Genomic DNA, 15,075 nt, shown 5'->3' with positions numbered 1-15,075 from the left:
ACCATTCAGCCCTAACCGGAGCCAAACAGGCTGATTTATGTTGTCGCCCGATAAGATGAAAATTATTTATTCTGCGCTTTCAGGAAAGATAAAAACGTTTTCTCAGGCCGTCTGTCGCGGTAGTCTCATACATTCCGTCAATATGACGGCCGCGATGTGAGTGACCTTTTCTTATACCAATAATTAAAAATCAGTACAGACAGGACAACTATGGACTCCACCCTTATCTCCGCTCGCCGCAACGAGGAGACACCTTCGCTTAACCGCGCCCGCCGCGCCGCTTTAGGTAGCTTCGCAGGCGCCGTCGTCGACTGGTATGACTTTCTGCTCTACGGTATTACCGCTGCGCTGGTCTTTAACCGTGAATTCTTTCCCCAGATCAGCCCCGCCATGGGCACGCTTGCTGCGTTTGCCACCTTCGGCGTCGGTTTTCTGTTTCGTCCGCTGGGTGGGGTAATTTTCGGCCACTTCGGTGACCGCCTTGGCCGGAAACGTATGCTGATGCTCACCGTCTGGATGATGGGCATTGCCACCGCGCTGATCGGTATTTTGCCCTCCTTTGCCTCGATTGGCTGGTGGGCTCCGGTGTTGCTGGTGACGCTGCGCGCCATTCAGGGCTTTGCCGTCGGCGGTGAATGGGGCGGCGCGGCATTGCTGTCCGTGGAAAGCGCGCCGAAGAATAAGAAAGCGTTTTACAGCAGCGGCGTGCAGGTGGGTTATGGCGTGGGTCTGCTGCTCTCCACGGGCCTGGTGTCGCTAATAAGCCAGCTCACGACAGACGAGCAGTTCCTGAGCTGGGGCTGGCGTATTCCGTTTATCTTCAGCATTGTGCTGGTCGTGGTGGCCCTGTGGATCCGTAACGGCATGGAAGAGTCGGCTGAGTTTGAGCGGCAGCAGCGCGAAAAACCGGTCGCGAAAAAACGGCTGCCGGTGATGGAAGCGCTGGTGCAGCACCCTGGCGCTTTTCTGAAAATCATCGCCCTGCGCCTGTGCGAACTGCTGACGATGTATATCGTCACCGCCTTTGCCCTGAACTATTCCACGCAAAACCTCGGCCTGCCGCGGGAATTGTTCCTGAATATTGGCCTGGTGGTGGGCGGGATCAGCTGCCTGACCATCCCCTGCTTCGCCTGGCTGGCGGATCGCTTTGGCCGTCGACGGGTGTATATCACCGGGGCGCTCATCGGCACACTCAGCGCCTGGCCGTTCTTTATGGCGCTGGAGGCACAGTCGGTCTTCTGGATTGTCTTCTTCGCGATCATGCTTGCGAACATCGCTCACGATATGGTGGTCTGCGTGCAGCAGCCAATGTTTACCGAGCTGTTTGGCGCAAGCTACCGTTACAGCGGCGCGGGCGTGGGATATCAGGTGGCGAGCGTGGTCGGCGGCGGGTTTACACCGTTTATCGCCGCCGCGCTGGTGACGTTTTCCGGCGGTAACTGGCACAGCGTGGCGATTTATCTGCTGGCGGGTTGCCTGCTTTCTGCCGCCACCGCCCTGTTGATGAAGGAAACCGCGCACAGCTGATCTCCTCACTTTTGTTTCACAGGCGTGTGACATACTATCGGGTAAAGCCGCACACCTGTGGAACAAGGAGACAGACATGAATAATAAGGGCTCCAGCCTGACCCCGGCTCAGGCGCTGGAAAAACTCGACGCGCTGTATGAACAGTCCGTCAATGCACTGCGCAGCGCCATCAGTGACTATATCGAAACAGGGAAACTTCCCGATGAAAAGGCCAGAACCCAGGGCCTTTTTGTTTATCCATCGCTCTCTGTCACCTGGGACGGCAGCGCCAGCAGCAATCCAAAAACCCGCGCCTATGCGCGTTTCACCCACTCCGGCTGTTACAGCACGACCATCACGCGACCAGCGCTGTTCCGCCCCTATCTGGAAGAGCAGCTTACCCTGCTGTATCAGGATTACGGCGCGCATATCAGCGTTGAGCCGTCCCTGCACGAGATCCCTTACCCGTACGTGATAGACGGCTCGGCGCTGACGCTGGATCGCTCCATGAGCGCGGGGCTGACCCGCCACTTCCCGACCACTGAGCTGTCGCAGATTGGCGATGAGACGGCGGACGGGATCTATCACCCGGCAGAGTTTTCACCGCTGTCGCACTTTGATGCCCGCCGTGTCGATTTCTCGCTGGCACGCCTGCGCCACTACACCGGCACCCCAGCCGAACATTTCCAGCCGTTCGTGCTGTTTACCAATTACACCCGCTACGTGGACGAATTTGTCCGCTGGGGCTGTAGCCAGATCCTCGACCCGGACAGCCCTTACATCGCCCTCTCCTGCGCGGGCGGGATCTGGATCACCGCCGAAACCGAAGCACCGGAAGAGGCCATCTCCGATCTGGCGTGGAAAAAGCACCAGATGCCAGCCTGGCACCTGATCACCGCCGACGGTCAGGGCATTACGCTGATTAACATCGGCGTTGGCCCGTCGAATGCGAAAACCATCTGCGACCATCTGGCGGTACTGCGCCCGGACGTCTGGCTGATGATCGGCCACTGCGGCGGCCTGCGTGAAAGCCAGCTGATTGGCGATTACGTCCTCGCCCACGCTTATCTGCGTGACGACCATGTCCTTGACGCGGTTCTGCCGCCGGATATTCCTATCCCGAGTATCGCGGAAGTGCAGCGCGCCCTGTACGACGCCACCAAAGAGGTGAGCGGCATGCCGGGTGAAGAGGTGAAGCAGCGCCTGCGTACCGGTACGGTCGTCACCACCGACGATCGTAACTGGGAGCTGCGCTATTCCGCCTCCGCCCTGCGTTTCAACCTCAGCCGTGCGGTCGCAATCGATATGGAAAGCGCCACCATTGCCGCCCAGGGCTACCGCTTCCGCGTCCCTTACGGCACGCTGCTGTGCGTGTCCGATAAACCGCTGCACGGCGAGATCAAACTGCCGGGCCAGGCGAACCGTTTCTACGAAGGGGCGATCTCAGAGCACCTTCAGATTGGTATTCGCGCCATCGATTTACTGCGTGCAGAGGGAGACAAACTGCATTCCCGCAAGCTGCGCACCTTTAATGAGCCACCGTTCCGCTGATAACAAGGACACATCACGCACACCACTCACCCGGCCTGGGATTCCGTAGGTCGGGTAAGCGGAGCGCCACCCGACGATTTCACGAACGCAGAAAAGCAAAAAGCCTGCTTTAAAAGCAGGCTTTTTAAATTTGGCTCCTCTGACTGGACTCGAACCAGTGACATACGGATTAACAGTCCGCCGTTCTACCGACTGAACTACAGAGGAATCGTGTGAACGGGGCGCATATTATCGATGCGCCCTGAGGATGTCAAAGGGTGAATGCAGATTTTCAATCGTTTGCCGATTTATTCTCCACTTCGCACATTTGTCAGGCACTTGCCGTTTCCGAAACCTCCTGCTCCTGTTTTTTTCGCGGATATTTCCACAGCCAGCGCCCGCTCACCATGCGCCAGTAAAACAGCGCGCCGCGCACGGCCCAGTCAAGGAACATCCCCAGCCAGACGCCGACAACGCCCATACCTAACATTACCCCCAGCGTGTAGCCCGCCACGACGCGACAGCCCCACATACCGAGCATGGAGACCCACATCGCAAACCGGGCATCGCGCGCCCCTTTCAGCCCGGCAGGAAGTACCCAGGAGGCGGCCCAAATTGGCATAAACGCCGCGTTGAGCCAAATGAGCACCTTCACGACCTCTTTCACGTCATTTTCATGCGTATAAAACGAGGCCATCAGCCCGGCAAAAGGCGCAGTTCCCCACGCAATCGCCGTCAGCCCAATGGTTGAAAGCCAGAAGACATGCCGAAGCTGCCGTTCCGCCTGCCCTATCTGCCCCTTTCCGAGACGTCTGCCGGTGATGATCGTCGACGCCGACCCCAGCGCGTTCCCCGGCAGGTTAATGAGCGAGGCGATGGAGAAGGCAATAAAGTTGCCGGCGATGACGTCTGTTCCCATCCCGGCAACAAACATCTGCGTCAGCAGTTTCCCACCGTTAAACAACACGGATTCGATGCTGGCCGGAATCCCGATCCCCATCACTTCCCAGATAATGGCGAAGTTAAGCGGACGGAAATAGCTTTTCAGCGTCAGGCGCAGCGATGGCGTAATTCCCGCCATCAGTACGCCAATTATCGCCGCCGCACCAATATAGCGGGAAATGGTCAGCCCTAAACCCGCGCCGACAAAGCCCAGCCCCTCCCAGGAAAAGACGCCGTAAATCAAAACGCTGCTGATAATGATATTCAGGATGTTCATGCCGCCGTTGATCAGCAGCGGAATTTTGGTATTTCCTGCTCCACGAAGCGCACCGCTACCAATCAGCGCGATGGCCGCCGCCGGATAACTCAGCACCGTCATTTCCAGGTAGGTGAGAGCCAGATCCTTCACCTCACTGGTCGCTTCTCCCGCGACAATGTCGATAATTTCTTTGCCGTAATAATGGATAACCGCCGCAAGGATGATCGAAAAGAGGGTCATGATCATTAGCGACTGTCTGGCCGCTTCGCGGGCACGCTTCGGATCAAGCTTGCCCAGGCTAAACGCCACCACCACCGTCGTACCGAGATCGATAGCGGCAAAGAAGGACATCACCACCATGTTGAAACTGTCCGCCAGCCCTACCCCGGCCATGGCTTCTTTACCGAGCCAGCTCACCAGAAAGGTGCTCAGCACGCCCATTAGCAGGACGCAGGTATTCTCCAGGAAAATAGGCACAGCAAGGGGGGTGATTTCACGCCAGAAGAGAACTCGATAACTCTTACGTTTTGCATACCAGGGCGTGCGCATAATCGCCTGGCGTAGGGGTGCGGTGACGTTCAAAATGGACCTTAGCGAGAAAGTTGAAACTCCATTTCAAATGATGGGGCAGAAATGCGTATCCTGCAAAGTATTTTCCATAAAATTATGTGTGGATTTACAACAAAATGACGACAGAATCATCAAACAAACGCTTTTGCCTGAGATCAGGTTTGACAAAAGTTTTTTCGCCGCTAAGATAAGCCTCCACAACGATTCCTCTGTAGTTCAGTCGGTAGAACGGCGGACTGTTAATCCGTATGTCACTGGTTCGAGTCCAGTCAGAGGAGCCAAATTTAAAAAGCCTGCTTTTAAAGCAGGCTTTTTGCTTTTCTGCGTTCGGTAAAATTGTCGGGTGGCGGCTTCGCCTTACCCGACCTACGTGATAACAGTCCTGAAGGCCCGGTAAGCGCAGCGCCACCGGGCAACAGAGTGTGCGATTACTCGCCTTTCGCGTCGACGTTTTTGATTTCGCCCATCACTTTCAGCTTCTTGGAGATGTCGCGACGTTCTTTGGACAGTTCAGCGTTTTTGATGATGTAGTCATCAACGCGATCTTCATAATCGCTCTTCATGCTGGCGATGATGCCCTGAATAGCTTCAACGCTCATGCCAGGCTTGATGTAGTCGCTCAGGTTGTCCAGCAGCAGGACACGTTTCTGGTTGTCACGGATCTTCTTCTCTACGTCCTGGATTTCGCGCTGTAGCTTGTTTTTGCGGCGGAACAGGCGGACGAACTCCAGAACATCCTGGAACGAAGGCTTGGTAGTTTCCATTTTTACACCCCTGATAATGTGAGATTCGGATTCGTTAAAGCAACCGTTTTAACAGACAGCGGCTGCGAATGACAATGAGTATATCGTTTAAAACCATCATAACCCTAATTGTTGCTGAATCGAAGCAGCAGGCATCACATACGCTTTTTATTTGCGCAGTGCCCGGCAAATCAGCTGCGATAACAACTCCAGCTGTCGCGCCAGCTCCATACTCAGCCAGACATAACCATGGATGGGCGTTTCCGCCACATTGTCGCCCTGGCGCTCATTCATCAGCTGTTTAAGCTCGGCGACGATTTCGTTTAGCCGCTCGCTGTTCGCCCGTATCGGCTGCGGGTTACCTTCGTAGAGCGCATGGGCGATGGTCAGCAGGGTTTGTTGCGTCATCTGCTGCGTCTCTTTCAGCGTATGCGCGTTGAGCATCAGAAGATGGCTGGGGCGTGAGGCCCAGTGGGCATTGATTTGCAGTTCAAGCATACAGACCAGATTACGGCTGACCGTCTGAATAGCTTCAAAAATGGCTTTCTGGATATGGGTTTCTTTGCTTGCTGGCGTAATTAACCCACGCATTTTGACCACATCATTGAGGATTTTTTGCAGGTGCTTTTCCAGCCGCGGACGCTCGATCAGATTCGGCGAAAACCCGGCCTGGTAGACCCGGTTAAATGCCGTGACGTAGTTTGCCATCTGAATGCGCCAGTGCAGGAAGGCACGCTGCGGCCAGATGCCGGTAAACAGCATGGCGAGCAACGAGCCGAGGATCACGTCCCCGCTTCGCCACAATGCGGTGGTCATATCGCCCGCCGGTGCGCCGACCACAACCGCGAGCGTAATGCCAATCAGCAGCGCCTGATACGGTTTCTTGCCGAGGGCCAGCCATCCACAAAGAAACATCGCCACCGCGCACCACAGCAACATGAACGGAAACGAGATCAGCTCCAGCTTCAGGGCGATAAGCCCAAGCGCCGAGCCTAAAACGGTGCCGCCTATGCGTTCGAAAGCGCGAGGGACCACGTTCCCCCAGAATGAGATTGGCCCCATCACCACCACCAGCGTGATCAGCGGCCACGTCCCTTCCGGGATATCCAGCAAACGAACCAGTACGAAGGTCAACACAAACGCCAGCGCAATGCGGCAACCGTGCACCACGCGATAATGTTTGTATAACCGAATTTCAAAAGGGGTTAATGACTTGTCGGGGCGCACACCCGTCTCCAGCTCTACGGCAAACCACAATTGTACTGTGTTTTCAGCCGGGTGGATCGCGCCCGGCTGAAAAACCCTGCATTCCGCAGGATTATCCCACTTTGTGCTCTACCGGTACAAACATCTCAATATCCCAGTAGCCGTCAGCATTGCCATCGTTCAGATAGCGTTCAAAGCAGGGTTTTGCCGCGATCTGGAATTTGCTGTCTTCCAGCAGGGAGTTGAAGAACTGATACCACGGAGTGGCGAAATCATGATTTTCAACGCGCGCGGCGGCAATAGCGTACTCTCCGGCAGCAATTTCGGTCATCATCACCCCTTCGCTGTTCTCAGGGATAGTGAAATCGTCCGCTACCGTTACGGCGGTAACGCAGCGGAGCTTTTCTGCCGGCACGTCATCCGGATTGTCATAATAAACGGCCACCCACTCCTGCGGCTGAATATGACGCCCGTCTACCCACATGACCAGCTGTTCAAATCCCTGCTTGACCGTCTTTTCCCACGGCCCCACGAGATGAAAGCCAGCGATCGTACGTTTCTGTTGCTGCCTGATGCTGTAGTCCATGCTGCCTCCGTTTATTACTGTATATATATACACTGTAAAGCAGAATCGAGATTATCGGCAAAGCAGGAGTGTTTATTATGTGAGCAGACTCGCAACACTGCCAGTCTGCCCGAAAAGGTTAGAGTTTATGATGCAGATAATCGCCGAGGCGGGAGAAAAGGCCGCCCTTTTCAACGCTTTCCAGCGTAACCAATGGCCAGTGCGCGACCACCTTGTCACGATCGTACAGCTGGATCTCCCCTACCCGCTGATGCGCGGCGATCGGCGCTTCCAGCTCTTTTTTATCCATCACGTATTTCGCCTTGATGTTTGGCACTTCCGATTTGGGTAATGCCAGCCAGAAGTCCTGATCCGTGCCCAGCGCGATCTGCTCTTTATCGCCGTACCAGATGCGCTCGGTTCCCACCTTTTTACCGTTATGCAGGATCTGCACCGTATCAAAATTTTGCTGTCCCCAGTGCAGCAGCTTGCGCGCCTGATCTTCACGTCCTTTCGGGCTGTCTGCCCCCATCACCACCGCAATCAGTCGACGCTGACCGTCCACCGCGGAGGCAATCAGGTTAAAGCCCGCGCCCGAGGTGTGTCCCGTTTTCAGGCCATCCACGTTCATGGTCTTATCCCACAGCAGGCCGTTGCGGTTCTGCTGGGTGATGCCGTTCCAGGTCAGGCTCTTTTCGCTGTACATGTGGTAGAACTCAGGCTCGCCGTGAATGATGGCCCGGGAAAGCACGGCGAGATCGTAAGCGGAGCTGTGCTGACCCGGTGCATCCAGCCCGTGTACGGTTTCGAAGTGGGTATCGCGCAGGTTCAGCTTTTCAACGTAGTCATTCATCATCCTGACGAACTGCGGCTGACCGCCCGCCACGTGATCCGCCAGCGCCACGCAGGCGTCATTGCCGGAATCAACAATCAGGCCGCGGCTGAGATCGCGCACGGAAACCCGATCGCCCTCCTTCAGAAACATCAGCGACGAACCGTCAAAGACCGGATTGCCTTTTGCCCAGGCGTCACGTCCGACCGTCACAATGTCATCGGGGCTGATGCGGTGGCTATCAATGGCACGATCGACAACGTACCCCGTCATCAGTTTGGTCAGGCTCGCCGGATTACGCTGCTGATGTTCGTTGCCCGCCGTTAAGATTTGACCCGTGGTGTAATCCATCAATACCCAGGAGCCAGCCTGGATGGCAGGCGGCTGAGGTGAAAAATCCAGCGGCTCGGCAGCCAGCGCGGATGAAATACTCGAAGCGAGTAAAGAAACAGCAATAAACAGACGGCGTTTCAACGGTATATCCTCAGGTCAGTAAAAATCGATGACCTTTTTACGGGAGTTCTGATGTCGTTACCTGCCTTAATTGCAAAAAAATGTGACAACGCGCAGATTTTTTCGGAACAAATCTCGCAAATTTCTTGCCTGACGATGCTTTTTATTCGGACTGCTCACCCCAATCGTTTACCATAGAGACGTCAATTTTTAACAGGATGAGATTACTGGTGTCTGACTCTGCCGCGCGCTCGACTTTTTTGTTCCACGATTACGAAACCTTTGGCACCCATCCGGCGCTGGACCGACCGGCGCAGTTTGCGGCTATCCGTACCGATGACGAATTTAACGTCATCGGCGAACCCGAGGTGTTTTACTGTAAACCCGCCGATGACTATCTGCCGCAGCCGGGCGCGGTGATGGTGACGGGTATCACGCCTCAGGAAGCGCGGGATAAAGGCGTTAGCGAAGCAGAATTTGCTCGTCGCATCCACGACCTGTTCACGGTGCCCAATACCTGCGTGGTGGGTTATAACAACATCCGTTTTGACGATGAAGTGACGCGCAATATCTTCTATCGCAACTTCTACGATCCGTACGCCTGGAGCTGGCAGAACCGCAACTCGCGATGGGATTTACTCGACATCATGCGCGCCTGTTATGCCCTGCGCCCGGAAGGGATCAACTGGCCGGAGAATGAGGAAGGGCTGACCAGCTTCCGGCTGGAACACCTGACGCGCGCCAACGGCATCGAGCACAGCAACGCCCACGACGCGATGGCAGACGTTTACGCGACCATCGCTATGGCGAAACTTGTAAAAACCGCGCAGCCGCGCCTGTTTGAGTATCTGTTGAGCCATCGCAGCAAGCAAAAGCTGATGACGCTGATTGACGTGCCGCAGATGAAACCGCTGGTGCATATTTCAGGGATGTTTGGGGCGTGGCGCGGGAACACAAGCTGGGTGGCGCCGCTTGCCTGGCATCCGGACAACCGTAACGCCGTCATCATGGTGGATCTCGCCGGGGATATCTCGCCGCTGCTTGAGCTTGACAGCGACACCTTACGTGAACGGCTCTATACCCCGAAAGAGGCGCTGGGTGACCTACCAGCCGTACCGGTTAAACTGGTGCATATCAATAAGTGCCCGGTGCTGGCGCAGGCCAACACGCTGCGCCCGGAAGACGCCGACCGGCTGGGGATAAACCGTCAGCACTGCCTCGACAACCTGAAAATGCTGCGTGACAACCCGCAGGTGCGCGAGAAAGTCGTCGCCATTTTTGCCGAAGCAGAGCCGTTCGTGCCGTCTGAGAATGTGGATGCGCAGCTTTATAACGGCTTCTTCAGCGATGCCGATCGCGCGGCGATGAACATCGTGCTGCAAACCGACCCGCGTAACCTGCCCGCGCTGGATATCACCTTCGCAGATAAGCGCATTGAGAAGCTGATGTTTAATTATCGCGCGCGTAACTATCCCGGCACGCTGGATGAAGCAGAGCAGGAACGCTGGTTACAGCATCGGCGCAACGTATTTACACCGGAGTTTCTTAATAGCTACGCCCAGGAGCTGGAGATGCTTTACGGTCAGTATGAAGGGAATGCTGAGAAGCAGGCGCTGCTGAAAGCGCTGTTCCAGTATGCGCAAGAAATTGTCTGAATAGCGGGTACAAAAAAGCCGGAGGCGATGTCTCCGGCTTTTTTTTGCCGGGTGGCGCTAACGATTACCCGGCCTACGAAACTGTAGGTCGGGTTGAGCATAGCCGCCACCCGACACAGTCTTACGCGACGTCTTCGTACTGAGGAACCGGGTTGCGGAAGCTTCTGGTCACGCAGGCCAGGTAAATCAGGCCGATTGCACCCCAGATCAGACCCAGAACCATTGAGCTCTCTTCCAGGTTGATCCACAGGGCGCCCACCGTCAGGGCACCACACACTGGCAGCACCAGATAGTTGATGTGGTCCTTCAGCGTCTTGTTGCGCTTCTCACGGATCCAGAACTGCGAAATCACGGAGAGGTTAACGAAGGTAAACGCCACCAGCGCACCAAAGTTAATCAGCGCAGTGGCCGTTACCAGGTCGAATTTAATCGCCAGCAGGGCAATCGCGCCCACCAGCAGCACGTTCCACGCCGGGGTACGCCATTTAGGATGCACGTAACCGAAGAAGCGGGTTGGGAACACACCGTCACGGCCCATCACGTACATCAGACGAGAAACGCCCGCGTGCGCTGCCATACCGGAAGCCAGTACGGTGACGCTGGAGAAGATCAGCACGCCCCACTGGAAGGTTTTACCCGCCACGTACAGCATAATTTCAGGCTGTGATGCATCCGGATCTTTAAAGCGAGAGATATCCGGGAAGTACAGCTGTAAGAAGTAAGACGCACCGATGAAGATCAGGCCGCCAATCAGCGCGGTCAGGAAAATCGCTTTCGGGATCACGCGCTCAGCGTCTTTGGTCTCTTCAGACAGAGAAGAGATACCGTCGAAGCCCAGGAACGAGAAGCACAGGATAGTTGCACCGGTGATCATCGGTACTACGTGCGCGCCTTCAGACCAGAACGGACGGGTGCTGGTCAGCGTACCTGCACCTTCACCGTGGGAAACGCCGTAGATGATCAGCCCAACGATAACCGCAACAATCCCCATCTGAAGGATCACAATCAGGGTGTTGAAGTTAGCCACGGTCTTGATGCTGCGCAGGTTAGAGATGGTCATAAAGGCCACCAGCGCCACAACGAAGATCCACGACGGCACGGAAGGTACCAGCGCTTCGAAGTAAATTTTTGCCAGCAGAATGTTGATCATCGGCATGAACAGGTAGTCCAGCAGTGATGACCAGCCCACCATAAAGCCAACCGCCGGGCTAATGGATTTCTGAGCATAGGTGTACGCAGAGCCTGCGGACGGGAAACGGCGAACCAGTTTACCGTAGCTCAGCGCTGTAAAGAGGATGGCGACCAGCGCAAAGGCGTACGCCGTTGCAACGTGACCGTCAGTAAGGCCTGATACGATACCGAATGTATCGAACAGCGTCATCGGTTGCATATAGGCAAGGCCCATCATAACAACCGGAATCAACGTAAGCGTTTTACGTAATTCCACGCGAGAGGTGTTTGGAGTTGCGTTATGCGACATAGTTATTCTCCTTTACGGTAATAACCGCCACGTAAGCGAAAAATTGCCCCATTTCTTTCTTCCTCAGCGACAACAACTGTCGGATTTTAGTAAATATCTATCCGGTACGAAGCCCGGCCTCTTGGTTTTTAGTTTCGTTTCGTACATGCAAAAAAAAATAACCGACGCCTTTTATATCGTCGATTATTCATTTGTTTGCAGCGGCGGCATTTTGCCCTATTCCAGATACAAAAGGCAATACATTGAGAAACCTGCCCATAAATTAATTTTACTAACTGATTGATTTCCCATCACCTGCCTGAGTGTAAACTGTAGCGATAGCACTATTTGCTAAAATTTCGTCTCGCCACCAGGCGCTGGCAAGCCCGGCGGTCTGTTCATTCCAGCCCACCCATACCGATTCGTTACTGCTCTGCGCTAAAACCTGTTTTTCCACCAGCGCTCCGCTGTCAATAAACCGCTGCGCTAAATAACGGGGAAGGTAACCGCACCCCAGGCCGCTTATTTGCAGTTCCAGCTTGGTTTTAAAATCAAAAACGGTGATGGCCTCCTGCTCATCCAGCAGCTGCGATGAAATGCCGCATTCGGGGCGAGAGCTGTCTCCAACCACAATGGCGCGATAGTTTTTAATGACGCGTCGGGTAACAGGCTCCGGTTCATTCGCCAGCGGGTGATGAGGCGCAACGGCAAAAATCTGCTCCAGAACGCCCAGCCGCGCAAAACCAAATTCACTTAACTGGGGAGGCTCATGCAGCGCCCCGACGATGATATCCGCCCTGCCCTGCGTCAGGGCCTCCCAGGAACCGCCCAGCACGCCATTAATAAAAACCAGCCGCGTGACGCTATGGCGCTGATAGAACGCCTCAATAAGCGGAGTAAGCAGGGAGAAAGGGAAAGTATCATCAACCCCAATCACCAGCTCATTTTCCCAGCCCTGGTGAAGTTTGACGGCCTGTTTTTCCAGCTCGCGAACCGTATGCAGCACGTCACGCCCTTTTTCCAGCAGCATCTGCCCTGTGCGGGTGAAACGCGCGCGATGCCCGGTGCGGTCAAGGATTTGGATATTAAGATCGCTCTCGAGCTTTTGCACGGTGTAGCTCAGAGCCGAAGGGGTTTTATAGAGCTTCGCCGAGGCGGCGGCAAAGCTCCCCTCTTTTTCCAGCGCATCCAGAATAACAAGAACATCCAGCAGCGGTTTCATCTTCGCCCCCTTGCGGTGTGCGATTGTCTCCGCCGGCGCAATTATTCCATGGGCATAACCAGCGGATCGGGATACTGATATTCAAATCCCAGTTCATGGCAAATACGATTGCCATCAATAATTTTGCCTTTGCGTTCCCCCTGCGCCTCACTGAATACCGGCGGCGCCAGACCCAGCTGGCGCGCCATCAGCGGATAAAAGGTACTGCGCGGCGGATGCGAAGGCGCACATATATTATAGATGTGCCCCCCTTTCGGAGCCTGCAAAAGCAGTTCTATGGCGCCGATAACATCCTCAAGATGCACAAGATTCACCCCGTGCTGGCCATCCGGCGCAGATTTACCGGCAAAGAAACGCCCCGGATGACGGCCCGGCCCCACCAGCCCAGCCAGACGTAAGATATCCACCTGCGTCCCCGGCAGATTGTGCAGCCAGTCTTCCAGCTCTTTCAGCACCCGGCCGCTGGCGGTCACCGGACGGCGCTCGGTGTTTTCTTTCGCCGTACCGTCGATATCGCCATAGACGGAGGTGGAGCTGGTGAAAATGATACGCGGGATATGGTGCGCCAGGGCGCTGTCGACAATCTCCTGCACCGCCTGCAAGTAAAAAGACTCACCCGGGCCGCTGCGCCGCGCCGGTAAGGTAATGACCAGCGCGTCCACATTCATCAGTTCATCCAGCTCGTCGGTATCGCAGATAAGCTCGGGTTCGAGACGCAGCTCGACACCATCAATGCCGCACATGCGTGCCGCTTCAACCCCATCCCGGGTGGTCTTACTCCCTGTCACCTGCCAGCCTTTCGCGGCTAATGACATCGCCAGTGGCATTCCTAACCACCCTAACCCGACAATCGCGACCTTTTTCATGACATTCTCCGCTTAACGACGCTTGTTATAAGGCTACGCCAGCCTGGTGGAACGCACAATTCATACCATCAATATGAAATGAATTAATGATCAAAAAAAGCCCTTGCTTTATGGCGTACAACTGGTTTAGGTTAAAAGACATCAAATGCATAAGCATTCAACGAGAATTTATATGACACGCGTTCCTTTTAAAAACCACCATCATCACCATCATCCTGACTAGTCTTTCAGGCGATGTGTGCTGGAAGACGTTTGGATCTTCCAGTGGTGCATGAACGCATGAAAAAGCCCCCGGAAGATCTTCTTCCGGGGGCTTTTTTTGGACCGCACTCAGACAGGTTAAAACAGGTTAATGAGGAACACAGAATGTTAGATAACTCACGTTTACGCATAGCTATTCAAAAATCAGGCCGTTTAAGCGACGATTCACGCGAACTGCTGGCCCGCTGCGGGATTAAAATCAACCTGCACACCCAGCGCCTGATCGCCCTGGCTGAAAATATGCCGATCGACATTCTGCGCGTACGTGATGACGATATCCCGGGCCTGGTGATGGATGGCGTCGTTGACCTCGGCATCATTGGCGAAAACGTACTGGAAGAAGAGTTATTAACCCGCCGCGCGCAGGGCGAAGATCCGCGCTACTTTACCCTGCGTCGTCTGGACTTTGGCGGCTGCCGCCTGTCGCTGGCTACGCCGGTCGATGAAGCCTGGGACGGCCCGGCCGCACTGAACGGCAAACGTATCGCCACCTCTTACCCTCACCTGCTGAAGCGTTACCTCGATCAAAAAGGCGTGCAGTTTAAATCCTGTCTGCTGAATGGCTCCGTTGAAGTGGCGCCGCGTGCGGGCCTGGCTGATGCCATCTGTGACCTCGTCTCCACCGGCGCCACGCTGGAAGCGAACGGCCTGCGCGAAGTGGAGGTGATCTACCGCTCCAAAGCGTGCCTTATCCAGCGCGACGGCGAGATGGCCGACGCCAAACAGCAGCTCATCGACAAGCTGCTGACCCGTATTCAGGGCGTGATTCAGGCGCGCGAATCCAAATACATCATGATGCATGCGCCAACCGAGCGCCTGGACGAAGTGATTGCCCTGCTGCCAGGCGCTGAGCGCCCAACCATTCTGCCGCTGGCGGGCGACCAGCAGCGCGTGGCGATGCACATGGTGAGCAGCGAAACCCTGTTCTGGGAAACGATGGAAAAGCTGAAGGCGCTGGGCGCAAGCTCCATTCTGGTGCTGCCAATTGAGAAGATGATGGAGTAA

General features: G+C 55.3%; 14 protein-coding genes, 2 tRNA genes and 1 other annotated feature. Of the genes, 6 read left to right on the top strand and 10 right to left on the bottom strand.

Annotated elements, in window-relative coordinates; translation table 11 throughout:
* Positions 1-210: 210 nt before the first annotated feature.
* Positions 211-1,527: a shikimate transporter gene (gene shiA, locus RHN82_RS18405; protein ID WP_032648852.1), complete on the top strand. Its 1,317-nt coding sequence runs from the start codon at positions 211-213 to the stop codon at positions 1,525-1,527.
* 76 nt (positions 1,528-1,603) lie between these two features.
* On the top strand, positions 1,604-3,058 hold the full coding sequence (locus RHN82_RS18400) for an AMP nucleosidase (RefSeq protein ID WP_015572404.1): 1,455 nt from the start codon (positions 1,604-1,606) through the stop codon (positions 3,056-3,058).
* 131 nt (positions 3,059-3,189) lie between these two features.
* On the opposite strand, the gene RHN82_RS18395 is transcribed toward RHN82_RS18400, so the two are convergent.
* Positions 3,190-3,265: transfer RNA gene (locus RHN82_RS18395), tRNA-Asn, on the bottom strand.
* A 103-nt stretch (positions 3,266-3,368) separates the two neighbouring features.
* Positions 3,369-4,787, bottom strand: a complete 1,419-nt coding sequence (gene emmdR, locus RHN82_RS18390) for a multidrug efflux MATE transporter EmmdR (protein WP_047053514.1) — start codon at positions 4,785-4,787, stop codon at positions 3,369-3,371.
* A gap of 226 nt (positions 4,788-5,013) precedes the next feature.
* On the opposite strand from emmdR, the gene RHN82_RS18385 reads away from it, so the two are divergent.
* Positions 5,014-5,089 (top strand) — tRNA-Asn (locus RHN82_RS18385).
* Positions 5,090-5,236: 147 nt separating this feature from the next.
* Here the strand turns inward: RHN82_RS18385 and RHN82_RS18380 are convergent.
* The 4 genes from RHN82_RS18380 to dacD form a co-directional block, all read right to left on the bottom strand.
* Complete coding sequence (locus RHN82_RS18380) at positions 5,237-5,572, bottom strand: DUF496 family protein (RefSeq protein WP_000450410.1); 336 nt, start codon at positions 5,570-5,572, stop codon at positions 5,237-5,239.
* A 147-nt stretch (positions 5,573-5,719) separates the two neighbouring features.
* Entirely contained in the window at positions 5,720-6,778 is a 1,059-nt protein-coding gene (locus RHN82_RS18375; protein ID WP_003859506.1) for an FUSC family protein, read from the bottom strand.
* A gap of 91 nt (positions 6,779-6,869) precedes the next feature.
* Positions 6,870-7,343, bottom strand: coding sequence for a DNA gyrase inhibitor SbmC (sbmC, locus tag RHN82_RS18370; protein WP_045337599.1), 474 nt, complete (start codon positions 7,341-7,343; stop codon positions 6,870-6,872).
* A 118-nt stretch (positions 7,344-7,461) separates the two neighbouring features.
* A complete protein-coding gene (gene dacD / locus RHN82_RS18365; RefSeq protein ID WP_047740833.1) occupies positions 7,462-8,634 on the bottom strand; it encodes a serine-type D-Ala-D-Ala carboxypeptidase DacD in 1,173 nt (390 codons plus the stop codon).
* A gap of 191 nt (positions 8,635-8,825) precedes the next feature.
* On the opposite strand from dacD, the gene sbcB reads away from it, so the two are divergent.
* Entirely contained in the window at positions 8,826-10,262 is a 1,437-nt protein-coding gene (gene sbcB, locus RHN82_RS18360; RefSeq protein WP_162270701.1) for an exodeoxyribonuclease I, read from the top strand.
* A gap of 121 nt (positions 10,263-10,383) precedes the next feature.
* Here sbcB and RHN82_RS18355 read toward each other — a convergent pair whose 3' ends face one another.
* The 4 genes from RHN82_RS18355 to RHN82_RS18340 all read right to left on the bottom strand — a co-directional run bounded on the left by RHN82_RS18355 (position 10,384) and on the right by RHN82_RS18340 (position 13,809).
* Positions 10,384-11,742 (bottom strand): APC family permease, encoded by a 1,359-nt coding sequence (locus RHN82_RS18355; RefSeq protein WP_006811203.1) that lies wholly within the window; start codon positions 11,740-11,742, stop codon positions 10,384-10,386.
* Positions 11,732-11,794: a membrane protein YoeI gene (gene yoeI / locus RHN82_RS18350; RefSeq protein WP_099458931.1), complete on the bottom strand. Its 63-nt coding sequence runs from the start codon at positions 11,792-11,794 to the stop codon at positions 11,732-11,734. The genes RHN82_RS18355 and yoeI overlap by 11 nt, the downstream gene beginning before the upstream one ends.
* A gap of 219 nt (positions 11,795-12,013) precedes the next feature.
* Positions 12,014-12,943 (bottom strand): LysR substrate-binding domain-containing protein, encoded by a 930-nt coding sequence (locus tag RHN82_RS18345; protein WP_047053507.1) that lies wholly within the window; start codon positions 12,941-12,943, stop codon positions 12,014-12,016.
* A gap of 41 nt (positions 12,944-12,984) precedes the next feature.
* Complete coding sequence (locus RHN82_RS18340) at positions 12,985-13,809, bottom strand: SDR family oxidoreductase (RefSeq protein ID WP_017383300.1); 825 nt, start codon at positions 13,807-13,809, stop codon at positions 12,985-12,987.
* Positions 13,810-13,981: 172 nt separating this feature from the next.
* On the opposite strand from RHN82_RS18340, the gene hisL reads away from it, so the two are divergent.
* Both hisL and hisG read left to right on the top strand, forming a co-directional pair.
* A complete protein-coding gene (gene hisL / locus RHN82_RS18335) occupies positions 13,982-14,032 on the top strand; it encodes a his operon leader peptide (protein WP_099516347.1) in 51 nt (16 codons plus the stop codon).
* Positions 14,008-14,131: a sequence feature (His leader region), on the top strand. (Overlaps the previous gene by 25 nt.)
* 44 nt (positions 14,132-14,175) lie before the next feature.
* Positions 14,176-15,075 carry an ATP phosphoribosyltransferase gene (gene hisG / locus RHN82_RS18330; protein ID WP_000886595.1) on the top strand — a complete coding sequence of 300 codons (900 nt, stop codon included), beginning with the start codon at positions 14,176-14,178 and terminating at the stop codon, positions 15,073-15,075.

Source organism: Enterobacter cloacae complex sp. EB5, assembly GCF_031432835.1.
Classification (GTDB): domain Bacteria; phylum Pseudomonadota; class Gammaproteobacteria; order Enterobacterales; family Enterobacteriaceae; genus Enterobacter; species Enterobacter hormaechei_C.
The sequence above is the reverse complement of the archived record's forward strand: the minus strand, read 5'-3'. Positions and strand labels throughout refer to the sequence as shown.

Bases quoted from the DNA above. Each gene is read 5' to 3' on its own strand.
- shiA (WP_032648852.1), top strand. From the start codon at position 211: ATGGACTCCACCCTTATCTCCGCTCGCCGCAACGAGGAGACACCTTCG.
- RHN82_RS18400 (WP_015572404.1), top strand. From the start codon at position 1,604: ATGAATAATAAGGGCTCCAGCCTGACCCCGGCTCAGGCGCTGGAAAAA.
- emmdR (WP_047053514.1), bottom strand. From the start codon at position 4,787: ATGCGCACGCCCTGGTATGCAAAACGTAAGAGTTATCGAGTTCTCTTC.
- RHN82_RS18380 (WP_000450410.1), bottom strand. From the start codon at position 5,572: ATGGAAACTACCAAGCCTTCGTTCCAGGATGTTCTGGAGTTCGTCCGC.
- sbmC (WP_045337599.1), bottom strand. From the start codon at position 7,343: ATGGACTACAGCATCAGGCAGCAACAGAAACGTACGATCGCTGGCTTT.
- sbcB (WP_162270701.1), top strand. From the start codon at position 8,826: ATGAGATTACTGGTGTCTGACTCTGCCGCGCGCTCGACTTTTTTGTTC.
- RHN82_RS18355 (WP_006811203.1), bottom strand. From the start codon at position 11,742: ATGTCGCATAACGCAACTCCAAACACCTCTCGCGTGGAATTACGTAAA.
- RHN82_RS18345 (WP_047053507.1), bottom strand. From the start codon at position 12,943: ATGAAACCGCTGCTGGATGTTCTTGTTATTCTGGATGCGCTGGAAAAA.
- RHN82_RS18340 (WP_017383300.1), bottom strand. From the start codon at position 13,809: ATGAAAAAGGTCGCGATTGTCGGGTTAGGGTGGTTAGGAATGCCACTG.
- hisG (WP_000886595.1), top strand. From the start codon at position 14,176: ATGTTAGATAACTCACGTTTACGCATAGCTATTCAAAAATCAGGCCGT.